The sequence below is a fragment of the Desulfolithobacter dissulfuricans genome, assembly GCF_025998535.1.
Classification (GTDB): domain Bacteria; phylum Desulfobacterota; class Desulfobulbia; order Desulfobulbales; family Desulfobulbaceae; genus Desulfolithobacter; species Desulfolithobacter dissulfuricans.
The window spans coordinates 1,624,302-1,650,998 of the sequence record NZ_AP024233.1; the positions used below are offsets into that span (position 1 = coordinate 1,624,302).

Sequence of the window (26,697 nt, forward strand, 5' to 3'; positions counted from 1 at the left end):
CTCAGACCGGCGGAGAGCTGTGCCTGCCCGCGAGCTGGCCGCAGGCGGCGAGAATATCTTCGCCCCGGCTGTGGCGGATGAACACGGAAAAGCCGTGTCTGCGCAGGATCTGCTGAAACCGCAGCATCCTTTCCCGTCCCGGACTGCGAAACTCCTCATTATCAGTGGCATTCATTGCGAGCAGGTTGATCTTGCTGGGAACCCCTCGCAGCAGCCGGGCCAGTTTTTCCGCGGTTTCGTCCGAATCGTTGATACCGGCGAGCATGGTGTATTCAAACATGATCCGCTGCCGTTTTTTCATGGGAAATTTTTTGCATGCCTCGATGAGCTCGGCCAGGGGGTAGCGGTCGTTAACCGGCATGAGCCGGCTGCGGGTCACGTCATCGGCCGCGTGCAGGGAGACGGCCAGGTTCACATCCGTGGCCTGGCCCAGTTCCATCATCTGCGGGACCAGCCCACAGGTGGAGACCGTGATCCGTCGGCTGGCGAAATCAAGACCCCGCTGCTCGGTGAGGATGGAAAGCGCGGTGAGCAGGTTTTTCAGATTGGCCAGCGGCTCCCCCATGCCCATGAAGACCAGGTTGGTCAGCCTGCCCCGGTCGTATTCCAGCATCCAGTCGCGGACCGCGCAGACCTGGTTGACGATCTCGGCCGGTTGCAGGTTACGGGTAAACCCCATGCTTCCGGTCATGCAGAACCGGCAGCCCATGGCACAGCCGGCCTGGGACGAAACACAGAGCGTGTTGCGGTCCTCATCGGGGATGAGAACCGATTCGATGACAAAGCCGTCCTCGAGCCGGAACCCGAACTTGGCCGAGCCATCCCGGGACTGCTGGACAACGGGCTCTGTGAAGCGACTGATCCGCGCATGACGACCCAGGACAGCCCGGAACTCTCTGGCCAGGTCCGTCATCTGAAAAAAATCCGTGACTCCGGGGCGATACAGCCAGGCAAGGATCTGCCGGCCGCGGAAGGCCGGCTGGCCCAGCGATTCGACAAACCGAATCAGGCCCTGCTGGTCGAGATTTTTGAGATCGGTGAGTTCTTGTTCCATATATTTTTTTATCCGAAAATCACCACAAGTTTGGATAATTCCATTGTTATTTTCATATGTCGAAGTCTTCGCTATCTGTTGTGGCTGGGCCGTGCCGAAACCCGGAGTCTCCCTTCGGTCGCTTACCTGGTCCAGCCATGCTGGTTTATGTGAAAGTCTCGTCCCACCCTCCAAGGGGACAACAGCTCGATGACAGCTGAGCTTTGTAGGTAATCACCTTTTTTTGTATTCCGCACTGCCTGCGCTACAGCGCTCGGAGTGGTTCCGGTTTCAGGGCCAGATGCCCCTCCAGGGCCCGGTCGATGATGGCGAGAAATTTTTCCCGGTCGCGGGGTAACCGTCCGTCCAGGCTGAAATAGTTGGAAGCATGGTTGGCCTGGAACTGGGCCCTTTTGACCTCGATGGCCGCGACCAGGGTCCGCAGCTCGGCAAAGAGCTGGTCCGGCGGCGGCAGGACAAAGCGGCCTTCGGCCGCGGCCCGGCCAAGTTCGGTATTTTCGAGCAGCATCAGGGTCAGGACCGCGATCTGGCTCGGTTCCATCCGGCCAAGCACCCGGGCGGTGGCCAGGGCGTGTTCCCTTGACCGATCGACCCCGCCAAGACCGAGCAGGCAACTGACCGAGAGAAAAAGACCTGCCTCCCGCACCTGCCGTCCTGCCCGGACCATGGACCGGGCATCAGCACCCTTGTGCACGGCCTTCAGGACCGTGTCGTCCCCGCTTTCAAGTCCCATGTATACCCGGCCAAGTCCCAGAGAGCGCAGTTCACGCAGCTGGTCCACATCCAGGCGGAGGATATCCCGGCAGTTGGCATAAAGGCTGATCCGGCGGACCCAGGGCAGGCTGGCCCGTATCTGACCAAGAAGTTCCACCAGTCGGGCATGGGGCAGGACAAGCACATCGCCGTCAGCCAGAAACACTGTCTTCTGGCGCCGGCAGTACCGGGCGGCAAAGGCGAGATCCCGGGCAATGGTCTGCCGGTCCTTGACCCGAAAGGTCTTGTCCCGGTAAGCGCCGCAGAAAGTGCACCGGTTATGGGAACAGCCCACCGTGACCTGGAGAATGATGGAACCGGCCTCGGATGGGGGCCGGATAATGGTTCCTTCGTACTGCACGAAATCCCTCAAGGGTTGCCGGCAGCTGTCAGGGCCGGAAGCAGGTCGATATTTTCTCCTTCAGGAGAAGGAGGGAAAAAAAAGAAAGAGAAAAAGAGAGCTCAGCCGTTTTCCCTGGCAAACCGGTCCATGAAATCCACCAGCTTTTCCACCCCTTCACGGGGAAAGGCGTTATAAATCGAGGCCCGGCATCCGCCGATGGACCGATGTCCCTTGAGACCGTCCAGCCCCTGCTCGGCGGCCTCGGCTATGAATTTTGCCTCCAGCTCCGGAGAGGGGAGGTTGAACGAGACATTCATCATGGAGCGGGACTCCTTCTGCGCATGTCCGCGATAGAAATCCGTCGCATCGATGGCACTGTAGAGCAGGGCTGCCTTTTCCTCGTTGCGGCGCTGCATGGCTTCGACACCGCCCTGCTCGCGGAGCCAGTTCATGACCCGGCCCACGCAGTAGATGGCAAAACAGGGCGGGGTGTTGAACATGGAGCCCTTGTCGGCATGGGTTTTATATTTCAGCATGGTGGGCAGGTTGTCCGGAGCCCTTTCCAGCAGGTCCTCACGGATGATGACCACGGTCACGCCGGCCGGCCCCATGTTTTTCTGCGCCCCGGCAAAGATGATCCCGAACCTGCTCACGTCTATGGGCCGGGAGAGGATGTCGGAGGACATGTCGGATACGAGCATGCAGTCGGCCCTGGGCATGTCCTTGAACTGGGTCCCGTAGATGGTGTTGTTGGAGACAAAATAGAGGTACTCGGAATCCGGGGCCACCGTGTACTCGTCATCCCGGGGCACCCGGTTGAACTTCTGCTCCTGGCTGGAGTATGCCACCTCGATATCGCCAAAGAGCCTGGCCTCCTTGATCGCCTTGTTGGACCAGGTCCCGGTGTTGAGGTAGGTTGCCTTCTTGCCCTCGCCGAGCAGATTCATGGGAATCATGAAGAACTGGGACGAGGCGCCGCCCTGGAGAAAGAGGACCTTGTAGTTGTCCGGTACGGCCAATAGTTCGCGGATGAGCTGCTCGGCTTCCTCGGCCACGGCCATGAATTCCTTCGACCGGTGGCTCAGCTCGATGAGGCCGATGCCCCGGTCTTTGTAGTTGACAATATCTTTTGCCGCCTCCTGGAGTACGGAATAGGGCAGGGTGGCTGGTCCGGGGCTGAAGTTATAGATACGTTCAGGCATTGGTTTACTCCTTGTTAGGCTGAAAGTTACAGGTCACTGATCCAGATCAACTAACTGTTCCTGCAGCAGGAAGAAGAGATCGCCTGCTGGCGCAGGGCCTCGTAGAGGACAATCCCGGCGCTCATGGCCAGATTGAGGCTGCGGATGTTGGGGTTGGTCATCGGGATGGTGTAGCAGCGGTCCTGGTAGAGGTCCAGGATCTCCTCGGGCAGTCCCCTGGTTTCCCGGCCGAAGACCAGGCAATCGCCGGGACGGAAGTGGGCCTCGTAGTAGGGCCGGCGGGTCTTGGTGGTGAAAAAATAAAGCCTCTGTTCATCCTGGGCCTCAAGAAAGGCATCCACATCCGGCCAGTGATTGATCCGGACATGTTCCCAGTAGTCGAGTCCAGCCCGTTTGAGATGTCGATCGTCGGTGGAAAACCCCAGCGGATGGATCAGGTCCAGGACCGAATCCGTGGCCCCGCACAGCCTGGCAATGGAACCGGTGTTGGGCGGAATTTCCGGCTCCACCAGGGCAATATGAAACGGAGAGCTTTTTTTTCCGGTGTCTTGCATGAATGATTCTTCTTTTCGAACAGGTTTCTGAACCGTGGTTTTTACTGAACCGCATACAGTACCAGTATATATAGAGCTTGCAAAATTAAAAATACGTCTTACATTCGGTTTTTCAGCCCGAAACTGGAATCAGGTCCGGACCGCCACGTGTTTCCTCTTCTTTTCCCTTCAGGCAGACCGAACCTGAAATCCCGAAACCTCAAACCTAACTCAAGTGAACTGATCATGGCGCTTATAGTCCAGAAATTTGGTGGAACGTCCGTGGGGTCCACCGACAAGATCAAGGCGGTGGCCAGGCGGGTCCTGGACTGCCAGCAGCAGGGCAACCAGATGGTGGTGGTCCTGTCTGCCATGTCCGGTGAAACCGACCGACTCATCGGCCTGGCCAATGAAATCCAGAAAATTCCCAGCCTCAGGGAAATGGACATGCTGCTCTCCACCGGCGAGCAGGTCACCATTGCCCTGTTTGCCATGGCTGTCAAGGAGATGGGCGGCGACGCGGTTTCCCTGCTCGGCGATCAGGTCCGGATCCAGACCGACACCATGCATACCAAGGCCCGGATCAAACATATCGACACCGACCGGATAAAAAAACACCTGGATGAGGGCAGGGTGGTCACCATTGCCGGCTTCCAGGGGGTGACCGACGACGGCGACATCACCACGCTCGGCCGCGGTGGCTCCGATACCACGGCGGTGGCTCTGGCCGCGGCGCTCAAGGCCGATGCCTGCGAGATCTTCACCGATGTGGACGGGGTCTTCACCACGGATCCCAATATCTGCAGGAATGCCCGCAAGATTGACCGGATTTCCTATGACGAGATGCTGGAGCTGGCGAGTCTGGGGGCCAAGGTCCTTGATATCCGTTCAGTGGGGCTGGCCAAACGCTACGGCGTTCCCCTGCATGTACGTTCAACTTTTACCGACAATGAAGGCACCTGGGTTGTGGAGGAGGAAAAAATCATGGAGTCCATGCTGGTTTCCGGTGTAACATACAATAAGAACGAGGCCCGAATCACGATTAACAACGTTCCCGATCAGCCCGGGGTGGCGGCCAAGATCTTTCTGCCCATCTCCGACGCCGGGATTATCGTTGACATGATCATCCAGAACACCGGCACCAGGGCCAATACGACGGACATGACCTTTACCGTCCTGCGTAACGACTACGAGCGGGCCATGAAGCTGCTCAAGGAGATCAGCAGTGAGATCGGGGCGGAAAGCGTGACCGGCGACGAGGACATCGCCAAGGTTTCCATCGTCGGGGTCGGCATGCGAAACCATTCAGGTATCGCCTCAACCATGTTTCAGATCATGGCCAAGGAAAATATAAACATTCACATGATCTCCACCTCGGAGATCAAGGTTTCCTGTATCATAGACGAAAAGTATACAGAACTTGCGGTCCGGGCCCTGCACGATGCCTTTGCGCTCGATAAGGAGCCGGTACACGAGAAACTTCCCGAACCGGACACGACACAGCACGGATAAGCCCTCGCTTGCGAGGCAGGAGTGACGCATGAACATAGAGGTATATGATACGACCCTGCGCGACGGTACCCAGGCGGAGAACTTCAACCTTTCCGTGGACGACAAGATCAAGGTCAGCAGGAAGCTGGACGAGCTGGGTATAGACTTCATCGAAGGGGGCTGGCCCGGTTCCAATCCCCTGGCGGTGGAGTACTTCGAGAAGATGAAAACCGTTGAGCTCAAACATGCCAAACTGACCGCATTCGGCTCCACCAGACATTTTCAGAATCCACCGGAAAAAGATCCCAACCTGCAGGCCCTGCTGGCAGCCAGGACACCGGCCATAACCATCTTCGGCAAGAGCTGGGACGTGCATGTCTTTGATGCCCTGCGCATCGAGCTGGAAGATAACCTGCAGATCATCGAGGACTCCCTGGCCTACCTGCGTCCCCGGGTCGAACATCTGATCTATGATGCTGAACATTTTTTCGACGGCTTCAAGAACAACCGGGAATACTGCCTGGCAACGCTCGGCCGGGCGGTGGCCGGCGGGGCGGAAACCATCACCCTCTGCGACACCAACGGCGGTACTCTGCCCCATGAGATCCAGCCCATTGTCGAGGAAGTAAAAAAATACCTGGACCGGCTGGATCGGCCGGTACGGCTGGGTATCCACTGCCACAACGATTCCGAGTGCGCGGTGGCCAATTCGCTCCTGGCGGTCCAAAGTGGTGTCACGCAGATTCAGGGCACCATGAACGGCTATGGGGAACGATGCGGGAACGCCAACCTGACCTCCATCATCCCGGCCATTGTCTTCAAGATGGGCCTGGAATGCGAAGTGGCCAACCATATTGACAGGCTCTATGAGACCTCCCGCCTGATCAACGAACTGGCCAACCTGCCCCACAACCGGTACCAGCCCTATGTGGGTGAATCCGCCTTTGCCCACAAGGGTGGCATCCACGTAAGTGCCGTGGAGCGCAATCCACTCACCTACGAGCATATCGAGCCGGAAAAGGTGGGCAATATCCGCCGGATCCTGATATCCGACCAGGCGGGGAGGTCCAATGTCCTCCACAAGGCCAAAAAATACGGTCTCAAGCTGGAGGCCTCGGATCCGGTGGTGGCGGCCATCATCAACGAACTCAAAGAGCTGGAGAACCAGGGCTACCAGTACGAGGGGCCGAGGCCAGCTTTGAACTCCTCATGCGCCGCGCCCTGGGCCTCCAGCGGCGATTTTTTGACCTGGAGGGTTTCCGGGTCATGAACAACAAATACCGGATGGATAAACCACCGCTGACCGAGGCGACCATCCGGCTCTATGTCGGTGGGAACGAAGTGCACACCGCCTCCATGGGTGACGGGCCGGTCAACGCCCTGGACCGCGCCCTGCGCAAGGCCCTGACCCGCTTCTACCCGAGCCTGGAGGAAATGGAACTGGTGGATTACAAAGTCCGGGTCCTCTCCGGCGAGCACGGCACCGGGGCCAAAGTCCGGGTCCTCATTGAAAGCCGGGACCACAAATGTTCCTGGGGCACGGTGGGGGTCTCGGTTAATATCATCGAGGCCAGCTGGCAGGCACTGGTAGATTCGGTCAACTACAAGCTGATGAAGGATGAAAAGGACAAGTAGCCAGGTAGGCCACGCCCATGCCACCGAGGGCTGAACACGACCTCTGAACCGGGACTGAAGGGACGAACAATCATGACCGGGTCACGACTTTTAAAGAAGGACAAGCGCTTGCTTGTCCTTCTTGCGTTTGGCTGGTGGTTTCTGGCCGAGCCGTTTCTTCCCTGGTCGTGGCCTCCATCTCCGGAGCCGTCCCTGAGCCCGGAAGGAGGGCAGGGGATTCAGGGCCTCCTCAGTGAGACCGGCGGGAGTGACGACCGGGAAAAGGTCGCGGATGAAGGGGAACCGCCGCCCCGGCTGGCCCTGCTGCTGGGCCGCCCGGTAGCTATCAACCGGGCCGACGCCAGGACGCTGGGCATGCTGCCGGGCATTGGCCCCCGGCTGGCTGAAAATATCATCCGCTTTCGCCGGGAGCACGGGTCCATACAGGATGACGAAACCCTGCTGCAGGTTGCGGGAATCGGCAGGGAAACTCTGAAACGGCTGCGCTCCCTCATCATTTATGACCAAGAGCCATGACACCATTACCGATAAATGAACCGGTCCTGGTCCTGATCGGCCCGACAGCCATCGGCAAGACCGACCTGTCCCTTGAGATCGCCGACCGCTTTGGATGCGAAATCATCTCCATGGATTCCATGCAGGTCTACCGGTACATGGATATAGGCACGGCCAAAGTCTCGGCTGCAGAGATGGCCCGGGTCACCCACCATCTCATTGATATCATCAACCCGGATGAACAGTATGACGCGGCCCGCTTTGTCCACGACGCCCTGGAGGCCGTGGACAGAATCCGGAGCCGGAACAGGATTCCCCTGCTCACAGGTGGCACGGGCCTCTACCTGAAATCCCTGGTCCACGGCCTGTTCGATATCCTGCCAACAGACAACGACCTGCGCGACAGGCTGCGGCAACGTCTGCAGGAAGAGGGGAGGGAGGCCCTTTTTTCCGAACTGGCCCAAGTGGATCCGGAAACCGCCAAACGCATTCACCCAAATGACAGCCAGCGGCTCCTGCGGGGGCTGGAGATCTTTTACCTGACCTCTGTCCCCTGGTCTGTTCATCTCCGCAACCAGCGGCAGCAACAGGAACGGTCGAGGTTCACCAACATCCTGCAGCTTGGCCTGCGCTGCGAGCGGGACCTGCTCTATGAACGCATTGGCCGGCGGACCACCATCATGCTGGACCAGGGGCTGATCGAAGAGGTGGAGCAGCTGCGCCGGATGGGTTATGGACCAAAGCTTGGTTCCATGCAGTCCATCGGTTACCGTCACGCCAACAGATATATCGACGGGATATGGGACGCAGCCACCATGCAGGAGACACTTGTGCGTGATACAAGAAGATATGCCAAGCGACAGATGACCTGGTTCACAGCCCAAAAGGATATCGAGTGGTTTGAACGAACCAGGACCAGGGACGTTCTGGCCAGGATCGAGGTTTTTCTCGCAGGGTGCGGTGGTCCTGAATCTCTTGCTGTCTGAAGAAAAATTTTTCTGATTACCATCAATCTTCAGCATTGAAACCGGTGTCGACCTCGTGTGCCAGGCGAAGCTCTGGCGAACCTGGTGGCTGCGATGCCACCCGCGGTAATTGCCTGTTCACCGCGAAATCGCCGACCCGGCGTGTAGGGGTAACCCGAATCGTCAAGCAGGGTCGGAAAAGGCCGTAAGGTCAGATAGAGTATAGGCCGTAACATCTGTGAACTCGATTCGGCCTCGTTACACATTTGGCGGCGGCGACCCTCCGAGGTCATGGGGAAGCCAGTCATTGACGCGATGAGACAACAGGAGCGTTGCGTTGGGCCGCCCGGGGTGTTTGGAGATGGCATGTACTCAAGGGAGCGCCAGGGAACCTGGGAGACCCGGCGGGACGGGCAGGGCAGCAGATAGCCCGAGTCCAAACGCTGGAGGGGAATGCATAACCCTCTGTGCGGTTCCGGCCGGGAGTCGGACCTGCTCATAGTAGTTTTGAAGCGGGGTAACTCCCGTGGAGCGAAGGGGCAGGACTTTGATCGTGTTTCTGACAATGGAGGAAGTCCCGCTTGGAGTACACATGTTTGTCTCACACTACGGATAAACGGGCAGGGCAGGAGTTCGGCCTGAGCCCGAAAGTCTCCCTCTTGCGAAAGAAACTGGGCCACAAGGCCAAGCAGGAACCGGAGTTCCGATTCTATGCCCTGTACGACCGGGTGTATCGCCTGGATGTACTGCAAAGTGCCTGGAACCGGGTTTACGCCAATCGAGGCGCTGCCGGGGTGGATGGAGTAAGCCTTGCGTCCATCAAGGAGAGTTCGGAAGGCGTATCTGGCCAGCTGCGAACAATACAGCAGGAATTGAAGGGTAAGACCTACCGGCCCATGCCGGTGAAACGGGTCTATATCCCAAAGGCGAATGGCAAGATGCGTCCGCTGGGCATCCCGACCGTCAAGGATCGGGTCGTGCAGATGGCGGTCCTGTTGATCCTGGAGCCGATTTTCGAGGCAGACTTTGAGGACTGCTCGTACGGATTCCGCCCGGGCCTTAAGGCCCATGATGCTCTCGCCGCGATTCGGCAGGCGCTCAAGGCGGGATTTACCGAAGTTCTGGATGCGGATCTGAGCAGCTACTTTGACACGATTGACCATGGCAAACTGATGCAATGCCTGGAGCGTCGAATAGCTGACCGATCCGTTTTGAAGCTGATCAGGATGTGGTTGAAAAGCGATATCGTGGAAGCGGATGGGCAGGGCGGTCGCAAGATCACTCGCTCCCGCAAGGGTACGCCACAGGGTGGAGTCATCTCGCCTCTGCTGGCCAACATCTTTCTCCATGAATTCGACCAACGCTTTCACAGCTCGGAAGGTCCCCGCAATTTTGCCAACGCAAGGCTGGTACGATATGCCGACGACTGGGTTATCATGGCTCGGTACATCGGACCTCGCATTCACGCCTTTGTTGACAAGACGCTGGGGGAACTCGACCTGATCCTGAATCGGAACAAGACAACCATAGTTAACTTGAAAGATCCCGGCAGTAGTTTTGATTTCCTTGGATTTACGTTCCGCTTTGACCGCAGTCTGTACGGAGCGGGCCGGTACCTGAACATTGTCCCTTCTGCCAAGAGCTTGAAACGGGCGCGAGAAAGGATACATGCTCTGACGATTCGCAGGATTCAAAAGCCGGTAGAAGAAGTAATTGACCACGTCAATCGATTTCTGATTGGCTGGGGCAACTACTTTTCCTTCGGATACCCGAAGGTATCGTTCAAGACGCTTGACTGGTACGTGCAGACCCGGTTCAGTCGCTTTATGAGGACACGGAGTCACCGGCACTGCCGGCACCTTGATGGAGCGTCGTTGTACAGGGCGCTCATGTCTAAGGGGCTGGTCTATCTGCATAAAAGAGCCGTCAACTCCCTGTGAATGCCTTGAGGCGAGAGATCATCGGAGAGCCGGATGCGGTAAAACCGCACGTCCGGTTCGACGAGGGGGCGCTGTCCGCAATGAGACCTCCTCTGATATGTAGTAGCCGCGTGCGGCAGGGCATAGTCGTTGAAGATCATTGTTGACAGCGCTCTACTCTACACTTGTTTAACGGGACGCCATAAACCCGTCCCTGGGGGCTTGACTGTGGCCATCCAGGCCACAGACACCCGTGAAACAAGTGAGGCCGACACCTTCAGGCATCGGTGGCTGAATTTCAGTGGTAATCACAAAAATTTTTTCTTGTTAAAAAAACGTGGCCTGGGAACCGACCGTGCCTGATTGTTAAAGTGTTACTTTAAGTTTCTCAATGAATCCAACCAAGACAGTATCAGTTCTGCAACCGGTCCGCACCAGCCATGACCTGAGGACGCATCAGAAACTGGCAGAAAAACTGGGAATTCCTCTCCCGCTGGCGACCCTGCTCTGCCAGCGGGGGTTGTGCGAGGCCGAAGAGGCCGCCCGTTTTCTCCATCCCCAGCTTGCCCAGCTGCCTCCACCTGAAAAAATGCAGGACATGGACCGAGCCGTGGACCAGATTATGCGGGCCTTCCAGGAAAGGCAACAGGTCATCGTCCACGGCGATTATGATGTGGACGGCATTTCCGCCACAGTGCTTCTGGTCAGTTTCCTCAAAACCCTGGACATGGATGTCCGCTGGCATATTCCAAACCGCCTGGTGGAAGGCTATGGCCTGCACCGGGATGTGATCGGCTCGCTGGCAGCCCAGGTGCGGATGCCGGCCCTGCTCATCACAGTGGACTGTGGGGTGGCGGCTGTGGAAGAGGTGGCCTATGCCCGGCAACTGGGATTCAACGTGGTGGTCACCGATCATCACCTGCCCACCGAGACCCTGCCACCGGCAGAGGCCCTCCTTAATCCACGGCGCAAAGACTGCGGATTTCCTTTTCCAGCCCTGTCCGGGGTCGGGGTAGCCTTTTACCTGGCCTGGGGTATACGCAACCGGTTGATCAGGGAGGGATTCTGGAGCAGGGAAAGTGCGCCAAACTTGAAGAGATATCTGGATCTGGTGGCCCTTGGTACCGTGGCGGACGTTATGCCCATGCTTGAGACCAACCGTATCCTGGTACGGGCCGGGCTTGAAGTGCTGACCGAGCGGGCCCGGCCTGGTATCTGGGCCTTGTGCGAACAGGCCGGCCTCAGTGAAGGTCGCATCCGAGCAGAAGATATCGGTTATCGGTTGGCCCCGCGTATCAATGCCGCCGGAAGGCTTGGTAAACCCGAGCTGGCCATACGGCTTTTGCTCTGCCAGGAAGCTGATGAAGCCCTGGAAATTGCCGCCAGCCTCGAACAGGCCAACCTGGAAAGGCGAACCATCGAAGGCCGCTCGACCGATGACGCCCTGGAAAAAGCCAGGGATCTGGTAGTGGCCGGGAAACGGGGCCTGGTTGTGTACGGAGCCGACTACCATCCGGGCATCGTCGGCATCGTGGCCTCCAGGGTAGTGGATGCCTTTGGTTTGCCTACGATCATTCTCACCAGGGACACCGGTGAGTCCACAGGAATCCTGAAAGGCTCGGGCCGGTCTTTAGAAGGACTTAATTTGTGCGATATTTTAAAGAGATGTGGAAAACACCTCATGCAATATGGAGGGCATGCCATGGCTGCGGGATTAACCCTGGAAGAGAGCCGGCTCCAGGAGTTTACCGAGATGTTTAGCCGCCTGTGTGCCGAAATAGTCAGTGGGGACCGGGAAGGCCGGGTTGTCTACGATTACCAGGCAAAGAGCGCAGAAATCTTTTCCCGGCAATTTATCCAGACGTATGAATGGCTCGAACCTTTTGGTGAAGGGAACCCTGAACCGGTTTTTCTGCTGGACAGACTGAGGCTGCTGCAACCGGAGATCTTGAAAGAACATCTCCGGTTTCGAATCAAACTCAACAATACAATCTACCGCGGCATTGGTTTCGGTATGGCCCCCAAACTCAGTCAGGCCCGGTCCCGATCCGTGCGCCTGGCGTTCAGATTAAAGAGATCTGTCTACCGGGGAGAGGAACGGATCGAGCTCCATGCGGTACACATCGAGCCAACCGATTGATTTATATAGAAGTATTAAAATTTAACATAATATATATTATGCGACATTGTTAATATGGCCATAAAACTGCCGGCTCGAAACCGTTGCAGGGCCACCTGGAGCCCATTTTCCTGCTGGACATTTTCAGGGCCCTGCTGTCTAATATCTGACCCCGGCGGAACCATCCATCACTCCCGCCTGACACCAGGTATAAAATTTAACGCTCATTCAGGAAGTAACAAATCGTTTTTCATATTGCATTGTAAGTTTGCAGCGCCCAATTCTTTCAAGGAGATAATGTTATGAACCGGGACGTGTACCAGGAACCCCTTGTCAGCCGGTATACCAGCCGTGAGATGCAGGAACTCTTTTCTGAAAAGTTCAAGTTCACCACCTGGCGCCGCTGCTGGGTCGCTCTGGCAGAAGCACAGCATGAACTGGGTCTTTCCCTGGTCACCAGGGAGATGGTCGACGAGCTGAAAAGTCATATCGAAGATGTGGATTTCGAGCTGGCAGCAAAAAAAGAAAAAGAGATCCGCCATGATGTCATGGCCCATGTCTATGCCTATGGCAAACAGTGTCCCAGGGCCGAGGCCATCATCCACCTGGGCGCCACCTCCCAGTTCGTGGTCTGCAATACCGACCTGATCATCCAGAAAAAGGCGCTTGGGCTGGTCAAGACAGCCCTTGTCAACGTTATAGCCAATCTGGCTTCCTTTGCCAGGAAGTACAAAGAGATGGCGACGCTGGGCTTCACCCACTACCAGCCTGCCCAGCCGACCACCGTGGGTAAACGCAACACCCTCTACATCCAGGACCTGCTCATGGATCTGGAATACATCGAGATGCTAGAAAAACAGCTCAAGGCCCGGGGCGCCAAAGGTACGGTCGGAACCCAGGCCACCTTCCTGGAACTCTTTGGCGGCGATCATGCCAGGGTGCGCGAGCTGGACCGGCTCGTTTCGAAAAAACTCGGGTTTGACACTGTTTTTCCCGTGACCGGTCAGACCTATCCCCGCAAGCTGGACATGAAGACCGCTGAAACCCTGGCTGGTATCGGGGCCTCAGCCCATAAGTTCGCGGTCGACATGCGGCTGCTCTCCAACCTGAAGGTCCAGGAAGAACCGTTTGCCAAGAAACAGGTCGGCAGCTCAGCCATGGCCTACAAGAGAAACCCCATGCGTTCCGAGCGGATGACCGGGCTGGCAAGAAAACTGATGGGCCTGCCGGCAAATTTTGCTGCCACTGCCGCCAATCAGTGGTTTGAGCGCACCCTGGACGACTCTGCCATCCGCCGCATGGACATGGCGCAGGCCTTCCTTCTCACCGATGCCATATTGAAGCTCTACGTCAATATTACAAGTGATATGGTTGTATATCCGAAACAAATTGAAAAATATCTGCGCACGGAACTTCCGTTTATGGCAACAGAGAAAATCCTCATGGCCTGTGTGGAACGGGGCAAGAGCCGCCAGGAAATGCACGAGGTCATCCGCGAACACTCTGTGGCCGCGGGTCTTGCGGTCAAGGAGGAAGGCCGGGATAATGACCTGCTGGACCGGCTGGCAGCCGATGAACGGATTCCCTTTGACCGGGAGGAACTCAGCGGCCTGCTCGGCAACTACCAGGAGTTCACCGGCCGGGCCACTGAACAGACCGAGGAATACCTGGACGAGGTGGTGCAGCCGGTACTGGAGAAGTACCGGGAGATGATCGGCCAGGTGGACTCCAGCCTCAAGGTGTAAGGTGACAGAGGAGCGCATCACAGAGCTGTACCTGCGGATCCGTCCGGCGAGTATAGGATTCTTCAAATTCCTCCTCGAGGGGTATGACGGTCTTGCCACTCTCTCGACCCTCGATCGTACCAGGGGGCTGGTCCGGCTGATGGTCCCCTCTTCCAGGTACAGCGAACTGCTCGATGTGGTTTCGGCCCTGGCGCCCCGACTCAGGAACGAACCAGACAATCAACATGAAAATTAATTTTTATTTTTATCTTATTGTGATAGCGATATAATGTCAGGATTTGTATACATCAAGACCTTTGGCTGCCAGATGAACGAGCGCGACTCGGAAATCATGGAGCACCTGCTCGGCCAGGCCGGGTACGTCACCACCGAGGTCATGGAAGAGGCTGATCTGGTCATCCTCAACACGTGCAGCATCAGGGCCAAGGCAGAACAGAAGGTCTTCAGCCTGCTGGGGCACCTCCGCCAGCTCAAGGAAAAAAAGGAAAGAAAGAATAAACCGCTGTTCATCGGGGTGGCCGGCTGCGTGGCCCAGCAGGAAGGGGAACGGATCATCAGGCGGATGCCGCACGTGAACATCGTGGTCGGCACCCAGCAGTTCTATCACCTGCCCGATATGCTTGGCCGCCTGCAGCGTGGCGAGTCCACCAGCGAGGTGGCCACCGACCTGTCGAGTTCCTTTGCCATTCCCGCGCTCCAGGAGATGACCTCCCCCCCTGCCCCGTCCCAGTTCCGCAAGTTCGTTACCATCATGCAGGGATGCAACAACTACTGCAGTTACTGCGTGGTTCCGGAAACCCGGGGCCGGGAGATCAGCCGCCCGGTGCGGGATATCCTGGAAGAAGTTGAAAAACTGGTCTCGGCCGGAGTCCGGGAAATCACCCTCCTTGGTCAGAACGTCAACTCCTATGGCCGGACCAACCAGGTGGCCAGTCAGGATGTAACGTTCAGCGATCTTTTGCGGTTGGTCGCCAGGACACCGGGCCTTGAGCGGCTGCGGTTCACCACCTCCAACCCCAAGGATCTCTCCACCGAACTGATGCGTTGTTTTGCCGAGATAGATATCCTCTGTCCCCAGTTCCACCTGCCGGTCCAGTCCGGTTCCAACCGGATTCTGGCCCGCATGAACCGCAAATATACCCGTGAACTCTACCTGGAACGGGTTGCGGACCTGCGCAGCTTTCGCCCCGATATCGCCCTGACCACCGATGTGATTGTGGGCTTTCCCGGCGAGTCCGAGGCAGACTTCGAGCAGACCATGGACCTGCTCCGGGAGGTCCGCTACCACGGATCCTTTTCCTTCAAGTATTCCGATCGACCCGGGACCCGCTCCTCGGGTTTTGACGATAAGGTTCCCGAAGAGGTCAAAAAGGAACGGTTGGCCCGCTTCCAGGAACTCCAGGACGAGATCAGCCTGGAGCGCAATACCGAATATGTTGGAAAAACTGTGGACATTATGGTTGAATCAATTGGCAGAGAAGGAATTTCCGGGAGAACGACCACAAATCACATCGTCCACTGCCCTCCCCTGCCCGGGGTCGGGCCCGGAGATACCGTTCCTGTCCGCGTCGTCCAGGCAGGCAAGCACTCGCTCAAGGGAGACTTTGTCGGGCCTCAGCTGGAAGCCGGCGGCCGGAAATAAAAAAAAATCTGATTACCATCAATCTTCAGCATTGAAACCGGTGTCGACCTCACCCGTTTCACGGGACGCCATAAACCCGTCCCTGGGGGCTTGACTGTGGCCATCCAGGCCACAGACACCCGTGAAACAAGTGAGGCCGACACCTTCAGGCATCGGTGGCTGAATTTCAGTGGTAATCACAAAAAAAATGCAACCGACAGCTGCCCATGATTGATCTGCACACCCACACCTTTTTCAGCGACGGCGCCCTGGTACCGGCCGAGCATCTGCGCCGGGTCGAGGTTCTTGGTTATGAAGCTGTGGCCATTACCGACCACGCCGACTCGTCCAACCTGGACTTCATCATTCCACGGATTGTCAAGGCCGCCCAGGACCTGAGTCCCCTCTCCAGTACCCGCCTGATTCCAGGTATCGAGCTGACCCATGTCCCCCCTGAACTCATTGGCCCGCTTACCGCCCGGGCCCGGGAACTGGGAGCCCGGATCGTGGTTGTCCATGGCGAAACCCCTGTGGAACCGGTGAAACCGGGCACCAACCGGGCCGCCCTGGAGGCCGGAGTGGAACTGCTGGCCCATCCGGGTTTCATCTCTGAAGAGGATGCCGCCCTGGCGGCGGAAAAGGGCATTTTCCTGGAACTCTCCGGCCGCAAGGGACACAGCCTGACCAACGGTCACGTGGCCAGGATGGCGGAGAAGACCGGCGCACTCCTGGCCGTCAATGCCGATGCCCACGAGCCCGGTGACTTCCTCACCAGCGAGATGGCGAGAAAAGTCGCCCTTGGAGCCGGCCTTTCCGAGGAACGCTACAAGAAGCTGCGCCGGGACATGGCCGAGCTCGTTGATTGCCTGAAATAAGCTCAATGTCATAAGCGAGCCTGGAGACTCCGAAATACAATTTTTCAAGGTAGCCATAAAAAGATAGAAAGAACAATTGCCGTCACCTGTAAACTGACGACGGCTGCCGATCTCTTCTGTCCAATCCAGGTAATTCCGCATCTCTTGCATGGCCAACCGGGGCTTGCCACCCTCCTGCCCCGGTCACGGACCACTCAACTCAGATTCAGCCAACGAAGGTTCCGATAACGGATCTGCTGGGTCCACTGTATAGCTGCCATATCAGGTGGTTCATGGAAGAATCCAGCTGCCCGGGAAAGTAGACATTTCTCACTGGTGAATGCTATACCTGAAATGAGAATGTTATTCGTTATCAATCCAGACCGCTGCATTGTATGAAGCCACAGAAGAAACAGCGAAAAATACTTGTCGTCGAGGATGACATCTCCCAGCGCATGCTGTTGAAAATGGCCCTGGAAGCCACCGGTTTCCAGGTCATCGAGGCGGCCAATGGCAGCGAAGCCATTGGGTTCTTTGAAAGCGATGTCGATATCCGCTTTGTCATAACCGATCTCAACATGCCGCTGATGGACGGTTTTGAACTGATAAGCGAAGTCCGACGCAAGGAGCGGCGCTACACGTACCTCATTGTTCTGACCAACAGGGACAACAAGGAAAGCGTCACCAGGGCCCTTCGGGCCGGGGCCGACGACTACCTCACCAAGCCGGTATGCCAGGACGAACTGAATCTCCGGTTGACCGCCGGCGAACGGCTGCTTCGCCTGGAAAGCCAGGAAGAACTCATCCTCTCCATGGCCAAACTGGCCGAATACCGGAGCCAGGAAACCGGCTTTCATCTGGAAAGAGTCCAGTACTACACCCGCCTGCTGGCCATGGACATCCATGGTCATCATCCCGAGCAGAAGCTTTCGGTATCCATGGCCGACGAGATAGCCCGGGTCAGCCCCCTCCATGATCTCGGCAAGGTCTCCATCCCGGACCATGTGCTCCACAAACCCGGCCGTCTGACCGATGAAGAATTCGCAATGATGCAGAAGCACACGGTCTTCGGGGGTTCCATTCTGCTTGAGCTGTACGAGAAAACCCATGACAATTACCTGCTGGTAGCCTACCAGGTGGCCATGTACCATCATGAGAAATGGGACGGCAGCGGCTATCCGCACGGACTCAAAGGCGAAGATATTCCGCTGGCGGCCCGCATCGTTGCCTTGGCCGATGTGTATGACGCGGTGAGCAGTAACCGCTGCTATAAAAAATGCATGGACCACAACCTGGCCAGATCCATCCTGTGCAACGGCCGGGGCACTCATTTCGACCCCATGGTTGTCGATGCCTTTCTCCGTCAGGAAAATGTGTGGTTGACGATTCGGGAAAAATATGTCGATGAAGACCATGTTCAATGATATAAGCTCCCCGTTCCACCTCCCCCCTTTCCCCTTTTCCAAGCAGACCTGCCCCCGGGCCGCCTTATGAAAAAATCATCACCCATTGTCTACGGCTCCGTTCTGGCCGTGGTGACCCTCATTATCGCCGCCCTGATCTTTATCGGCAAGATCAACCGCCAGAGACAAGCCCGCGAGATTGATGTCTACCAGCAATTCGTGGAATTTGAGACCAAGGGACTCCTGGGCCGCTTCGAACAGCTCCGGACCCTCAACCACCTGCTCACCAGTGACCCGACGATTCTCGATACCCTGGGCCGGTACAAGAAAGGACTTACTCCCGATTCGGGCGCCATCGACACCATTGACACCCTGCTCCACAATATTGCCCAGATCCAGCATGTTTCCACCGCCTACCTGCTCGATACCTCCGGGACCTGCGTATTTTCCAGCCACCCGAGTTTTATCGGCCATGATTACAGCTTCCGGCCCTACTTCACCCAGGCCCTGACCAGGGACCATGCGATCTATGTGGCCCGAGAGATAACCTCCCACCAGCTCGGAATCTATCTCGCCCACCCTATAGCCGCCGGCGAGAACGTCCTCGGGGTCGCGGTATTGAAAATCGATCCGGCCTTTTTTGATGTATCCCCGATTTTTTCCTTCACCGTCCTGCCGCTGGACCAGAACCAGCTCCGCGTGGGGTTGGTGACGGAGCAGGGTGTTTTTGTCGATATCCTCGGCAATACCCTGCATGCCATGGAAACTCTGGACCCTGAACAGATAAAACAGCTCGAAATCTCCAGGCAGTTTCCGGTCAAGTCCATCCAGAATCTTTCCTTTCCTCCCGGAACCTGGGCCACGGTCAAGCGGTCCGGTTTTTTGCAACAGTCGGCCGGTGGCCAGCAATACTATCTCTTTGCCCGCCCGCTCGGTACCACCGGGCTCTTTTTTGTCCACATGGCCGAGAGCGCCTGGTTCCACAGCGCGGTCCAGCCCATCTCCGGTTTTTACAAGGCTCTGCTCCTGGTTTTTGCCTTCATGCTGGTCATTGCCTGCGCGCTGATCTATCTCTTTGACAAACGCCACCGGACAATCCTCGAACAGTCCACCGTCCTGGCCGAGAGCGAAGATAAACTGCGGCTCTTCTCCAAGGCCGTCGAACAAAGTGGCAACAGCATCATCATCACCGACAGCCGGGGCGACATCATCTACGTCAATCCCCATTTCACTCGGGTAACAGGATATACCCTTGCGGAAGTGCGCGGAAAAAACCCGCGGGTGCTGAAGTCGGGCTCCCAGGATTCCTCGGTCCACCAGGAGCTGTGGCAGACCCTGACGCGGGGCGAGACCTGGAAAGGAGTCCTCCACAATAAAAAGAAGAACGGGGAGCTCTACTGGGAGGAGGCCACTATCTCGCCGATCTTTGGCTCGGATGGCGAGACGACCCATTATATCGCTATAAAAGAAGATATCTCTGACCGCGTTGCCCTGACCCAGCAGCTGCGCGAGGAAAAGGAAAAACTGCAGTTGATCGTCGAGCATGCCGGCCTTGGTATCGCTATCATTATTGAAAGACACATAAGCTGGGTTAACCAGGCCGGCGTGGACCTGTTCGGCTACGATTCGGTAGATGAGGTAATCGGGAAATCAGTCATGCTCATCCATGCCAGCGAAGAAGTTTTCCAGCAGGTTGGCAGACAGGCCTACAAACAACTTTCTCAGGAAAATACGGTCTTTAAAACAGAGATTCGTATGCGGAAAAAAGACGGCTCGCTTTTCTGGGCCGCGATCACCGGCAAGGCCCTGGACCATAAGAGACCGGACCAGGCTGTTATCTGGATTGTCGAGGATATCGATCAACGAAAGAAGGACGAAGAACAGCTGAAACAGGCAAAGAGGGAAGCGGAAGAGGCCAACGCCATGAAAAGCAGGCTTCTGGCCAACATCAGTCACGATATCCGGACGCCTCTTCATGGGATACTGGGCACCTTTTCCCTGCTTCAGGCCCAGCCGCTTGGCAAGGAACAGGAAAAGCTGGTTATCACCGGCAACCGGGCGGCCGAGTTCCTTCTCAACCTGCTCAACAACCTGCTGGATCTTTCCAAGATCGAGGCCGGACAGCTGGTGCTGGATAACTATCCCTTCAGCATCAGGGAACTGCTGGGCGAGGTCGGAGAAATCCTCGCCGGTCAGTTCAGCCAGAAATCCGTCGCCTACCGCTACCAGGTTGCCAGCTCCATTCCCGAGATCCTCATCGGTGATGCCCTGCGGATAAAACAGATCTTCATCAATCTGGTCGGCAACAGTCTCAAGTTCACCGAGCAGGGCTCGGTGAACGTCTCGGTGGCAGGAGAAAGAGAGGAGGACGGCAACATCCTCCTCACCTGCCAGGTCCGGGATACCGGCATCGGTATTGCGGCCGACAGGCAGGAACGACTTTTCGAGGCCTTCACCCAGGCTGACAATTCCATTACCAGGCAGTTCGGCGGCTCGGGTCTGGGTCTGTCCATATGCCGGGAACTGTGTACCCTCATGGGCGGCAGGATCTGGTTTGAGAGCAGGGAGGGCAAAGGCACCACATTCTACTTCACCCTGCGTTGCACCATCGCCAGCGACCAGAGCCTCGACAGGGACATGGTCGAGAGCAACGAGTCGGCCCCGAGCCTCCCGAAGTCCCCGCTGGCCATTTTGATTGTCGACGACAATGAGGCCAATCAGGATATCCTGCGCATGATGCTCGAGCGCGATGGCCACCGGGTCCACATCGCCGCAAATGGCCTGCTTGCCCTGGAAAAGCTGGTCGACTCCTCCTATGACCTCATCTTCATGGACATGCAGATGCCGGTCATGGACGGACTGACCGCAACGCGGCTGATCCGCGAATGCGAGGCCGGCCTCCAGCCTGATAAAGCCAGACTGGTGGACCCGGAACTCCTGGGCACCCTCAGCCGATCCCTGCGCCACACCTATACACCCATCGTCGCCCTGACGGCCAATGCCCTCCAGGACGACAAGCGACGCTGTGAGGAGGCGGGGATGGATAGTTACCTGATCAAGCCGTTTCAGCGCGAGCAGCTGCTCCACATCCTGGCCGATTTTGCCCCTGCACCGGCCCCGGGAAGCGGTGACGCCGAGCAGACCGGCGCTGGTCACCCCATACCCGATCTTGACGTACTCAAGGGATTCATCCGCGAGCGCTACCCCTTTTCAGAAGAGCAGATCACCACCCTGGTCACCACCACCATCGAGACCATCTCAGGCGACCTGGAACTGCTGGCCCGCCATGCCGGGGCCGGGGAGATGAAAGAAATCGGGGCGCTGGCGCACAAGATAAAGGGGTCGGCCCTCAACATGGGACTGGAGTATCTTGCCCGGGGACTGAGCTGCCTGGAAGAGGCCGCCGCAGAGGGGGACAGCGGAACCTGTCAACGAACACTTCGCGATCTTGAGCTCTGGTGGTACAGGTTCAGCCACCAGCTCGACCAGAATAGATAGCTGGTCCCGACCCGCCTGCGTTCAGCCAGACGTGGCCGGAACAGACAAAAAACAACGGTTATTTTGCGCCGGGTTTGACAATGGGATAGCCACGCCGGGCCCAGTCATAGATGCCGTATCTCAGGTTGTAGATCCGCTTGAAACCATGATCGGCCAGGATCTTGGATGCCACCGTGCTCCTGTTGCCAGTGGCGCAGTAAACAAAAATGTCATCGTTCTTGTACGCTTCAAGCTCCCCTATCCTGGCCTGGAGGAGCTGGATCGGCAGGAGGTGGGCTCCCTTGATGGCCAGCTGGGCATACTCCTTCGGGGTCCGGACATCGAGGATAAAGGGCTTCAGGTTGGCCAGAATCCTTGCACCCTGGGCCGCATCCACCTCGGTGTAGTTGGGTCGCACCAGTTCAATTACCCGGATCGTTCCCGTATAGTCTCCCAGGGTGTAGGCATAGGACCCGGCTTTCTTCATCTTGAAATAGGGTGATTTGCCCGGGTCCGGCTGCACGATCTGTCTGTAGCCCAGCTCAGGCACGGAAAAGAGCAGCGGTCCGAGCCGGGAATCGTAGCGGAACTTTATGTAATCGCCGCGATACACGGTAAAATCATATGTTTTTTCCATGGGCGGCACGGTCAGTATCCGATAACCGCCGACAATTCTACCGGAAACCCGCTCACCACTCTGGCTGTCCACAGGCAAGGTGAGAAAAGAAACAAGCAACAGCAGGATTGAAAAACGGCTGATATTATGAAACATGACAGGAATTCTCTTCAGTAATTTTTTTTATTGATAGTTTGCCAGGACGGTTTATCAGGCCGTTGAAAAACTACTGCGCTTGATGATACTGCGTCAAAATTCGGCTCAGGTAAGCGACCGAAGGGAGACTCCGAATGCTCATGTACTTCCCGTACACTGCGCTTTTCGCCTCATTTTTCCTTGTCTCATCTTCGCTCGCTACGTCTTTCAACAGCCTGTTATGCGTCATCCTCTGAGCCCGGGCCTTCGAAACCAGGCAGGGGCGAAAGGACCGGCTTGGCGGTGGCGGGCTTGCCGGTGATGTTGCTGACCCGGCGCACAACCCGGTTACTCACCCGCCTGCCCTTGGCGCCCGGTCCCTTGATCAGGTAGTCGTCCATCTCGATCTCAATGGCATTGTACCGGGCCCGGCTCGAGGGCACCAGGCTGACTCTGGCCCGGATCCCCGTCTCGCCCACGGCCAGGAACTGGATGAGCGAGCGCTTGTGCTCGGGGAAAAGGCGGTACTCCCGGTTGATGATGTACTTCGGGGTCCTGAACCGCTTGACATATGACATGTTTTCCGCGCCAAAACGGTAAATTACATTAAATACCTGATCCTTTCTCACAACTCCCATCCACAAAAGATCGCTACCGACAAAGAGCTTGTCGGCCACGGAGATGACCTTGTAGCGCCCATCCTTGTAGATGAGCAGGATCCTGTCGTATTCCGAGCAGTGCAGGTCCAGGTCTTTTTTAGGATTTTCTTTTTTGACCTTGTAGCCCAGAAAGCCGCTGTCCCGGTGATAGCAGAGATGAAGGTTGGACAGGGCCGCCGCCCGGGCATCCACTTCGTCAAACTCCCTGATCTCGCTCTTGCGCGGGAATAACTTGCCGTATTTTTTGAGCAGCCCCCGAAGATAGGTAATGGTGAAACCGACGAGGTCTTCCAGGTGTTTCTCGATGATCCGGATATTCTTTTCCAGGGTATCGATTTCCTTCTGCTGGCGGTTGATGTCATAGCGGGAAATTCTTTTGATCCGGATCTCCAGCAGACGTTCGATATCGTCCTTGGTTACCTTGCGCTGCAGTTCGTCTGCATATGGCAGCAAGGCCTGGCGGATAGTGGAGATAACCTCCTTGTAGCTGATCTGTTCCTCGATCTGTTTGTAGAGCCGCTCTTCGATGAAGATCTGCTCGAGCTTGCGGGCATGCAGTTTTTCCTGCAGCCTGCCAAGCTCGATGCGCAGTTCCTTTTCCAGGTCCGCCTTCAGCTTCGCGGTGTTGTGCCGCAGTACATCCTCCACCTTCATCAGGCAGGGCATGGAATCCTTGATCACGACCAGATTGGGTGAGATGGCCAGTTCGCAGTCGGTGAAGGCGTAGAGGGCGTCGATGGTCTCCTCGGCGTGGACGCCGCGGGGCAGTTTGATCTCCACCTCCACCTCTTCGGCGGTGTAGTCATTGATGGAGACAATTTTGAGTTTGCCGGCCTTGGCCGCCTTTTCCACCGAATCAATCAGGGTCTGGGTAGTGACGTTGTAGGGCAGCTCCCGGATTACGATGGTCTTGTCGTCTTTGGTCTCGATCCTGGCCCGGCAGCGCAGCCGGCCATGGCCGCTCTGGTAGTCAGAGACATCAATGATCCCGCCGCGGGGAAAATCGGGATACAGGGTGAACTCCTGGCCCTGGAGGCAGTCGATCATGGCCTCGAGCAGTTCGCAGAAGTTATGCGGCATGATCTTGGTGGCCATACCCACCGCAATGCCCTCGGCCCCCAGGAGCAGGAGCAGGGGCAGTTTGGACGGCAGGGTCACCGGCTCCTGCATCCGTCCGTCGTAGGAGTCCACGTACTCGGTGAGATCACGGTTGAAGAGGGTCTCTCGGGCCAGCGGCGTGAGCCGGCATTCGATGTAGCGGGCCGCCGAGGCCTGGTCGCCGGTGAAAATATTGCCGAAATTACCCTGGCGATCAATGAGGTAGCCCTTGTTGGCCAGGTTGACCAGGGCGGCGAAGATGGACTGGTCTCCGTGGGGATGGAGCTTCATGGTCTCGCCGACCACGTTGGCGACCTTGTGATAGCGGCCGTCATCCATGTTATACAGGGTCTCGAGAATCCTTCGCTGCACGGGCTTGAGGCCGTCATCGATGTCTGGGATGGCCCGTTCCCGGATCACGTAGGAGGTGTAATCCAGGAAGTTGGTATCAAAGAGGCGGTGCAGCCGGCCGTGGCCTGTCTTCTGAGTAGTGTGCTCGCTCATACCGGCCTCAATACAAGATGGTCCATGATGTACTGACGGCGTTCCGGGGTGTTTTTGCCCATGTAGAACCGGAGCACCCTGCTCACCTCGGAGACCGAATCGATGTCCACCCGGTCAAGGCGCATGTCCGGGCCGATGAACTGCTTGAACTCGGGCGGCGAAATCTCGCCCAGCCCCTTGAACCGGGTCACCTCCACGTTGTCCGCCTTGCCCCGCCCTTTGAGGGCCTTGATGGCTGCTTCCTTTTCCTCTTCCGAATAGCAGTAGGTGGTCTGCTTCCGGTTCCGGACCCGGAAAATCGGGGTCTGGAGGATATAGACATGGCCAAGTTTGATCAGCGGCTCGAAATAATGGAGAAAAAAGGTCAGCAGCAGGTTGCGGATATGGAGCCCGTCCACATCGGCGTCCGTGGCCAGAATCACCTTGTCGAACCGGAGGTTGCCCACCGACTCCTCGATATCCAGGGCCCGCATCAGGGCATACATCTCATCGTTTTTGTAGAGCAGATCCAGCCGCTGGCCAAAGACGTTCATGGGTTTGCCCTTGAGTGAGAACACGGCCTGGGTCATGGGATCGCGGGAGGAGACGATGGAACCGGCAGCCGACTGGCCTTCGGTGATGAAGATCATGTTCTCCCGGCCTTCCCTGGACGGCTTGCCCCTGCGGGGATGGTACTTGCAGTCCTTGAGCTGGGGAATCTTGAAGGCCACCTTCCGGGCCTTGGCCTTGGCCTCCCGGCGGACCGACTGCAGCTCCCGGCGGACCCGCTCGTTTCGCTGGACCTTGTCCATGAGCAGTTCCGCGGTTTCAGGATGCTTGTAGAGATGGGTCGCCACAGCTTCCCTGACCGTGTTGACGATCCAGGGCCGGATATCGGTGTTGCCCAGCTTGTTCTTTGTCTGGGACTCGAACACCGGTTCCTGGACCTTGACTGCCAGGGTGCCGACAATGCCGTCCCGCACATCCTTGCCGGTGAATTTCTTGCCGGAAAACTCGTTGACCCCTTTAAGGATCCCCTCCCGGAAGGCCGAGAGATGGGTGCCGCCCTCACTGGTGTAGGTGCCGTTGACAAACGAATAATAGGTATCGGAATAGTCATCGGTGTGGGTGAAGGCGAACTCCAGCGACTTGTCGGCAAAATAAAAGGGCGGATAGAGCTCCTTGCCGTCCAGTTCATCGGCCAGCAGATCCAGCAGCCCGTGTTCGGAGTAGTAGCAGTTGTCGTCGAAATAGAGCCGCAGCCCGGCATTGAGATAGGCGTAGCGCCAGAGTCGTTTGTCGACGAACTCCCGGTCAAACTTGAAACCGGAAAACAGCTCGCCATCGGGCAGAAACTCGATCAGGGTACCGTTCTTCTCGTCGGTTTCCCCTTCTTCCTCGGACTGCAGATCACCGCAGGAAAAAACGGCCTTCTTGTAGCGGCCGTCCCGATAGGCGCAGACCATGAAATGGGAAGACAGAGCATTGACCGCCTTGGTGCCCACCCCGTTGAGACCGACCGAGAACTGGAACACATCGGTGTTGTACTTGGCACCGGTATTGATCACCGAGACGCATTCCACCACCTTGCCCAGCGGAATGCCGCGGCCGTAATCGCGGACCCGACACAGACCATTGTCCTCGATGGAGATATCGACCTGCTTGCCATAGCCCATAATGAACTCGTCCACGGCATTGTCGATAACCTCCTTGAGCAGGATATAGATCCCGTCGTCCGGGTGGGAGCCATTCCCGAGCCGACCGATATACATACCGGGTCGCTTGCGGATATGCTCAAGCGAACTCAGGGTTTTTATCTTTGATTCGTCGTAGAGATGGGAGGACACGTTTTGCAATGAAGAATTGTGAATTATGGATTATGAATCAATGTCAGCCGGGATACGGTTTGTTTTATGCTTTTCTCCAGTCAGAAACAGGGGTTTTCTTTTGTTTTCAGCATGATGCATTCATGGCCACCGGTGCAGCCGCTGCCTCGGTTCAGGCCTGTGCGGCCCCGGAATGAGCGACATGAAAGCGCCATGCACGGGTAGGAAAGCGGATGCCGATGATCCCCGGAACTAATCAAAACAGTTTACC

18 protein-coding genes and 1 pseudogene are annotated in these 26,697 nt (G+C 57.1%); 12 read left to right on the forward strand and 7 right to left on the reverse strand.

Going from position 1 to position 26,697, the window contains the following annotated elements; genetic code table 11:
* Position 1 precedes the first annotated feature (1 nt).
* The 4 genes from rlmN to GF1_RS07200 all read right to left on the reverse strand — a co-directional run bounded on the left by rlmN (position 2) and on the right by GF1_RS07200 (position 3,906).
* Positions 2–1,054: a dual-specificity RNA methyltransferase RlmN gene (rlmN, locus tag GF1_RS07185; RefSeq protein WP_267928948.1), complete on the reverse strand. Its 1,053-nt coding sequence runs from the start codon at positions 1,052–1,054 to the stop codon at positions 2–4.
* A 244-nt stretch (positions 1,055–1,298) separates the two neighbouring features.
* Entirely contained in the window at positions 1,299–2,168 is an 870-nt protein-coding gene (locus tag GF1_RS07190; RefSeq protein ID WP_267928949.1) for a radical SAM protein, read from the reverse strand.
* Positions 2,169–2,269: 101 nt separating this feature from the next.
* Positions 2,270–3,352 (reverse strand): 3-phosphoserine/phosphohydroxythreonine transaminase, encoded by a 1,083-nt coding sequence (gene serC, locus GF1_RS07195; RefSeq protein WP_267928950.1) that lies wholly within the window; start codon positions 3,350–3,352, stop codon positions 2,270–2,272.
* Between the two features lie 50 nt (positions 3,353–3,402).
* Positions 3,403–3,906, reverse strand: a complete 504-nt coding sequence (locus GF1_RS07200) for a tRNA (cytidine(34)-2'-O)-methyltransferase (RefSeq protein ID WP_267928951.1) — start codon at positions 3,904–3,906, stop codon at positions 3,403–3,405.
* Between the two features lie 225 nt (positions 3,907–4,131).
* On the opposite strand from GF1_RS07200, the gene GF1_RS07205 reads away from it, so the two are divergent.
* From GF1_RS07205 to GF1_RS07260, 12 genes and pseudogenes are all read left to right on the forward strand, one after another.
* Positions 4,132–5,397: an aspartate kinase gene (locus tag GF1_RS07205; RefSeq protein WP_267928952.1), complete on the forward strand. Its 1,266-nt coding sequence runs from the start codon at positions 4,132–4,134 to the stop codon at positions 5,395–5,397.
* A 28-nt stretch (positions 5,398–5,425) separates the two neighbouring features.
* Positions 5,426–7,011 (forward strand): annotated as a pseudogene (cimA, locus tag GF1_RS07210) (citramalate synthase).
* A gap of 72 nt (positions 7,012–7,083) precedes the next feature.
* Positions 7,084–7,527, forward strand: coding sequence for a ComEA family DNA-binding protein (locus GF1_RS07215; RefSeq protein ID WP_267928953.1), 444 nt, complete (start codon positions 7,084–7,086; stop codon positions 7,525–7,527).
* A complete protein-coding gene (miaA, locus tag GF1_RS07220; protein ID WP_267928954.1) occupies positions 7,524–8,492 on the forward strand; it encodes a tRNA (adenosine(37)-N6)-dimethylallyltransferase MiaA in 969 nt (322 codons plus the stop codon). The genes GF1_RS07215 and miaA overlap by 4 nt, the downstream gene beginning before the upstream one ends.
* 575 nt (positions 8,493–9,067) lie before the next feature.
* Positions 9,068–10,411: a group II intron reverse transcriptase/maturase gene (gene ltrA / locus GF1_RS07225; protein WP_267927091.1), complete on the forward strand. Its 1,344-nt coding sequence runs from the start codon at positions 9,068–9,070 to the stop codon at positions 10,409–10,411.
* Positions 10,412–10,781: 370 nt separating this feature from the next.
* Positions 10,782–12,530 carry a single-stranded-DNA-specific exonuclease RecJ gene (recJ, locus tag GF1_RS07230; protein ID WP_267928955.1) on the forward strand — a complete coding sequence of 583 codons (1,749 nt, stop codon included), beginning with the start codon at positions 10,782–10,784 and terminating at the stop codon, positions 12,528–12,530.
* Between the two features lie 281 nt (positions 12,531–12,811).
* A complete protein-coding gene (purB, locus tag GF1_RS07235) occupies positions 12,812–14,254 on the forward strand; it encodes an adenylosuccinate lyase (RefSeq protein ID WP_267928956.1) in 1,443 nt (480 codons plus the stop codon).
* A 1-nt stretch (position 14,255) separates the two neighbouring features.
* Positions 14,256–14,489 carry a DUF4911 domain-containing protein gene (locus GF1_RS07240; protein ID WP_267928957.1) on the forward strand — a complete coding sequence of 78 codons (234 nt, stop codon included), beginning with the start codon at positions 14,256–14,258 and terminating at the stop codon, positions 14,487–14,489.
* Positions 14,490–14,522: 33 nt separating this feature from the next.
* Positions 14,523–15,896, forward strand: coding sequence for a tRNA (N6-isopentenyl adenosine(37)-C2)-methylthiotransferase MiaB (miaB, locus tag GF1_RS07245; RefSeq protein ID WP_267928958.1), 1,374 nt, complete (start codon positions 14,523–14,525; stop codon positions 15,894–15,896).
* Positions 15,897–16,102: 206 nt separating this feature from the next.
* Entirely contained in the window at positions 16,103–16,750 is a 648-nt protein-coding gene (locus GF1_RS07250; protein WP_267928959.1) for a histidinol phosphate phosphatase domain-containing protein, read from the forward strand.
* A 374-nt stretch (positions 16,751–17,124) separates the two neighbouring features.
* Positions 17,125–18,153 carry an HD-GYP domain-containing protein gene (locus tag GF1_RS07255; RefSeq protein WP_267928960.1) on the forward strand — a complete coding sequence of 343 codons (1,029 nt, stop codon included), beginning with the start codon at positions 17,125–17,127 and terminating at the stop codon, positions 18,151–18,153.
* Positions 18,154–18,219: 66 nt separating this feature from the next.
* Positions 18,220–21,630: a PAS domain S-box protein gene (locus GF1_RS07260; protein ID WP_267928961.1), complete on the forward strand. Its 3,411-nt coding sequence runs from the start codon at positions 18,220–18,222 to the stop codon at positions 21,628–21,630.
* 58 nt (positions 21,631–21,688) lie between these two features.
* Here the strand turns inward: GF1_RS07260 and GF1_RS07265 are convergent, their stop codons facing one another.
* The 3 genes from GF1_RS07265 to GF1_RS07275 all read right to left on the reverse strand — a co-directional run bounded on the left by GF1_RS07265 (position 21,689) and on the right by GF1_RS07275 (position 26,447).
* On the reverse strand, positions 21,689–22,381 hold the full coding sequence (locus GF1_RS07265; protein ID WP_267928962.1) for a rhodanese-like domain-containing protein: 693 nt from the start codon (positions 22,379–22,381) through the stop codon (positions 21,689–21,691).
* Positions 22,382–22,599: 218 nt separating this feature from the next.
* Positions 22,600–24,621: a DNA topoisomerase IV subunit A gene (locus GF1_RS07270; protein WP_267928963.1), complete on the reverse strand. Its 2,022-nt coding sequence runs from the start codon at positions 24,619–24,621 to the stop codon at positions 22,600–22,602.
* Complete coding sequence (locus tag GF1_RS07275; RefSeq protein WP_267928964.1) at positions 24,618–26,447, reverse strand: DNA topoisomerase IV subunit B; 1,830 nt, start codon at positions 26,445–26,447, stop codon at positions 24,618–24,620. Before GF1_RS07275 ends, GF1_RS07270 begins: the two co-directional genes overlap by 4 nt.
* Between the last annotated feature and the right edge of the window lie 250 nt (positions 26,448–26,697).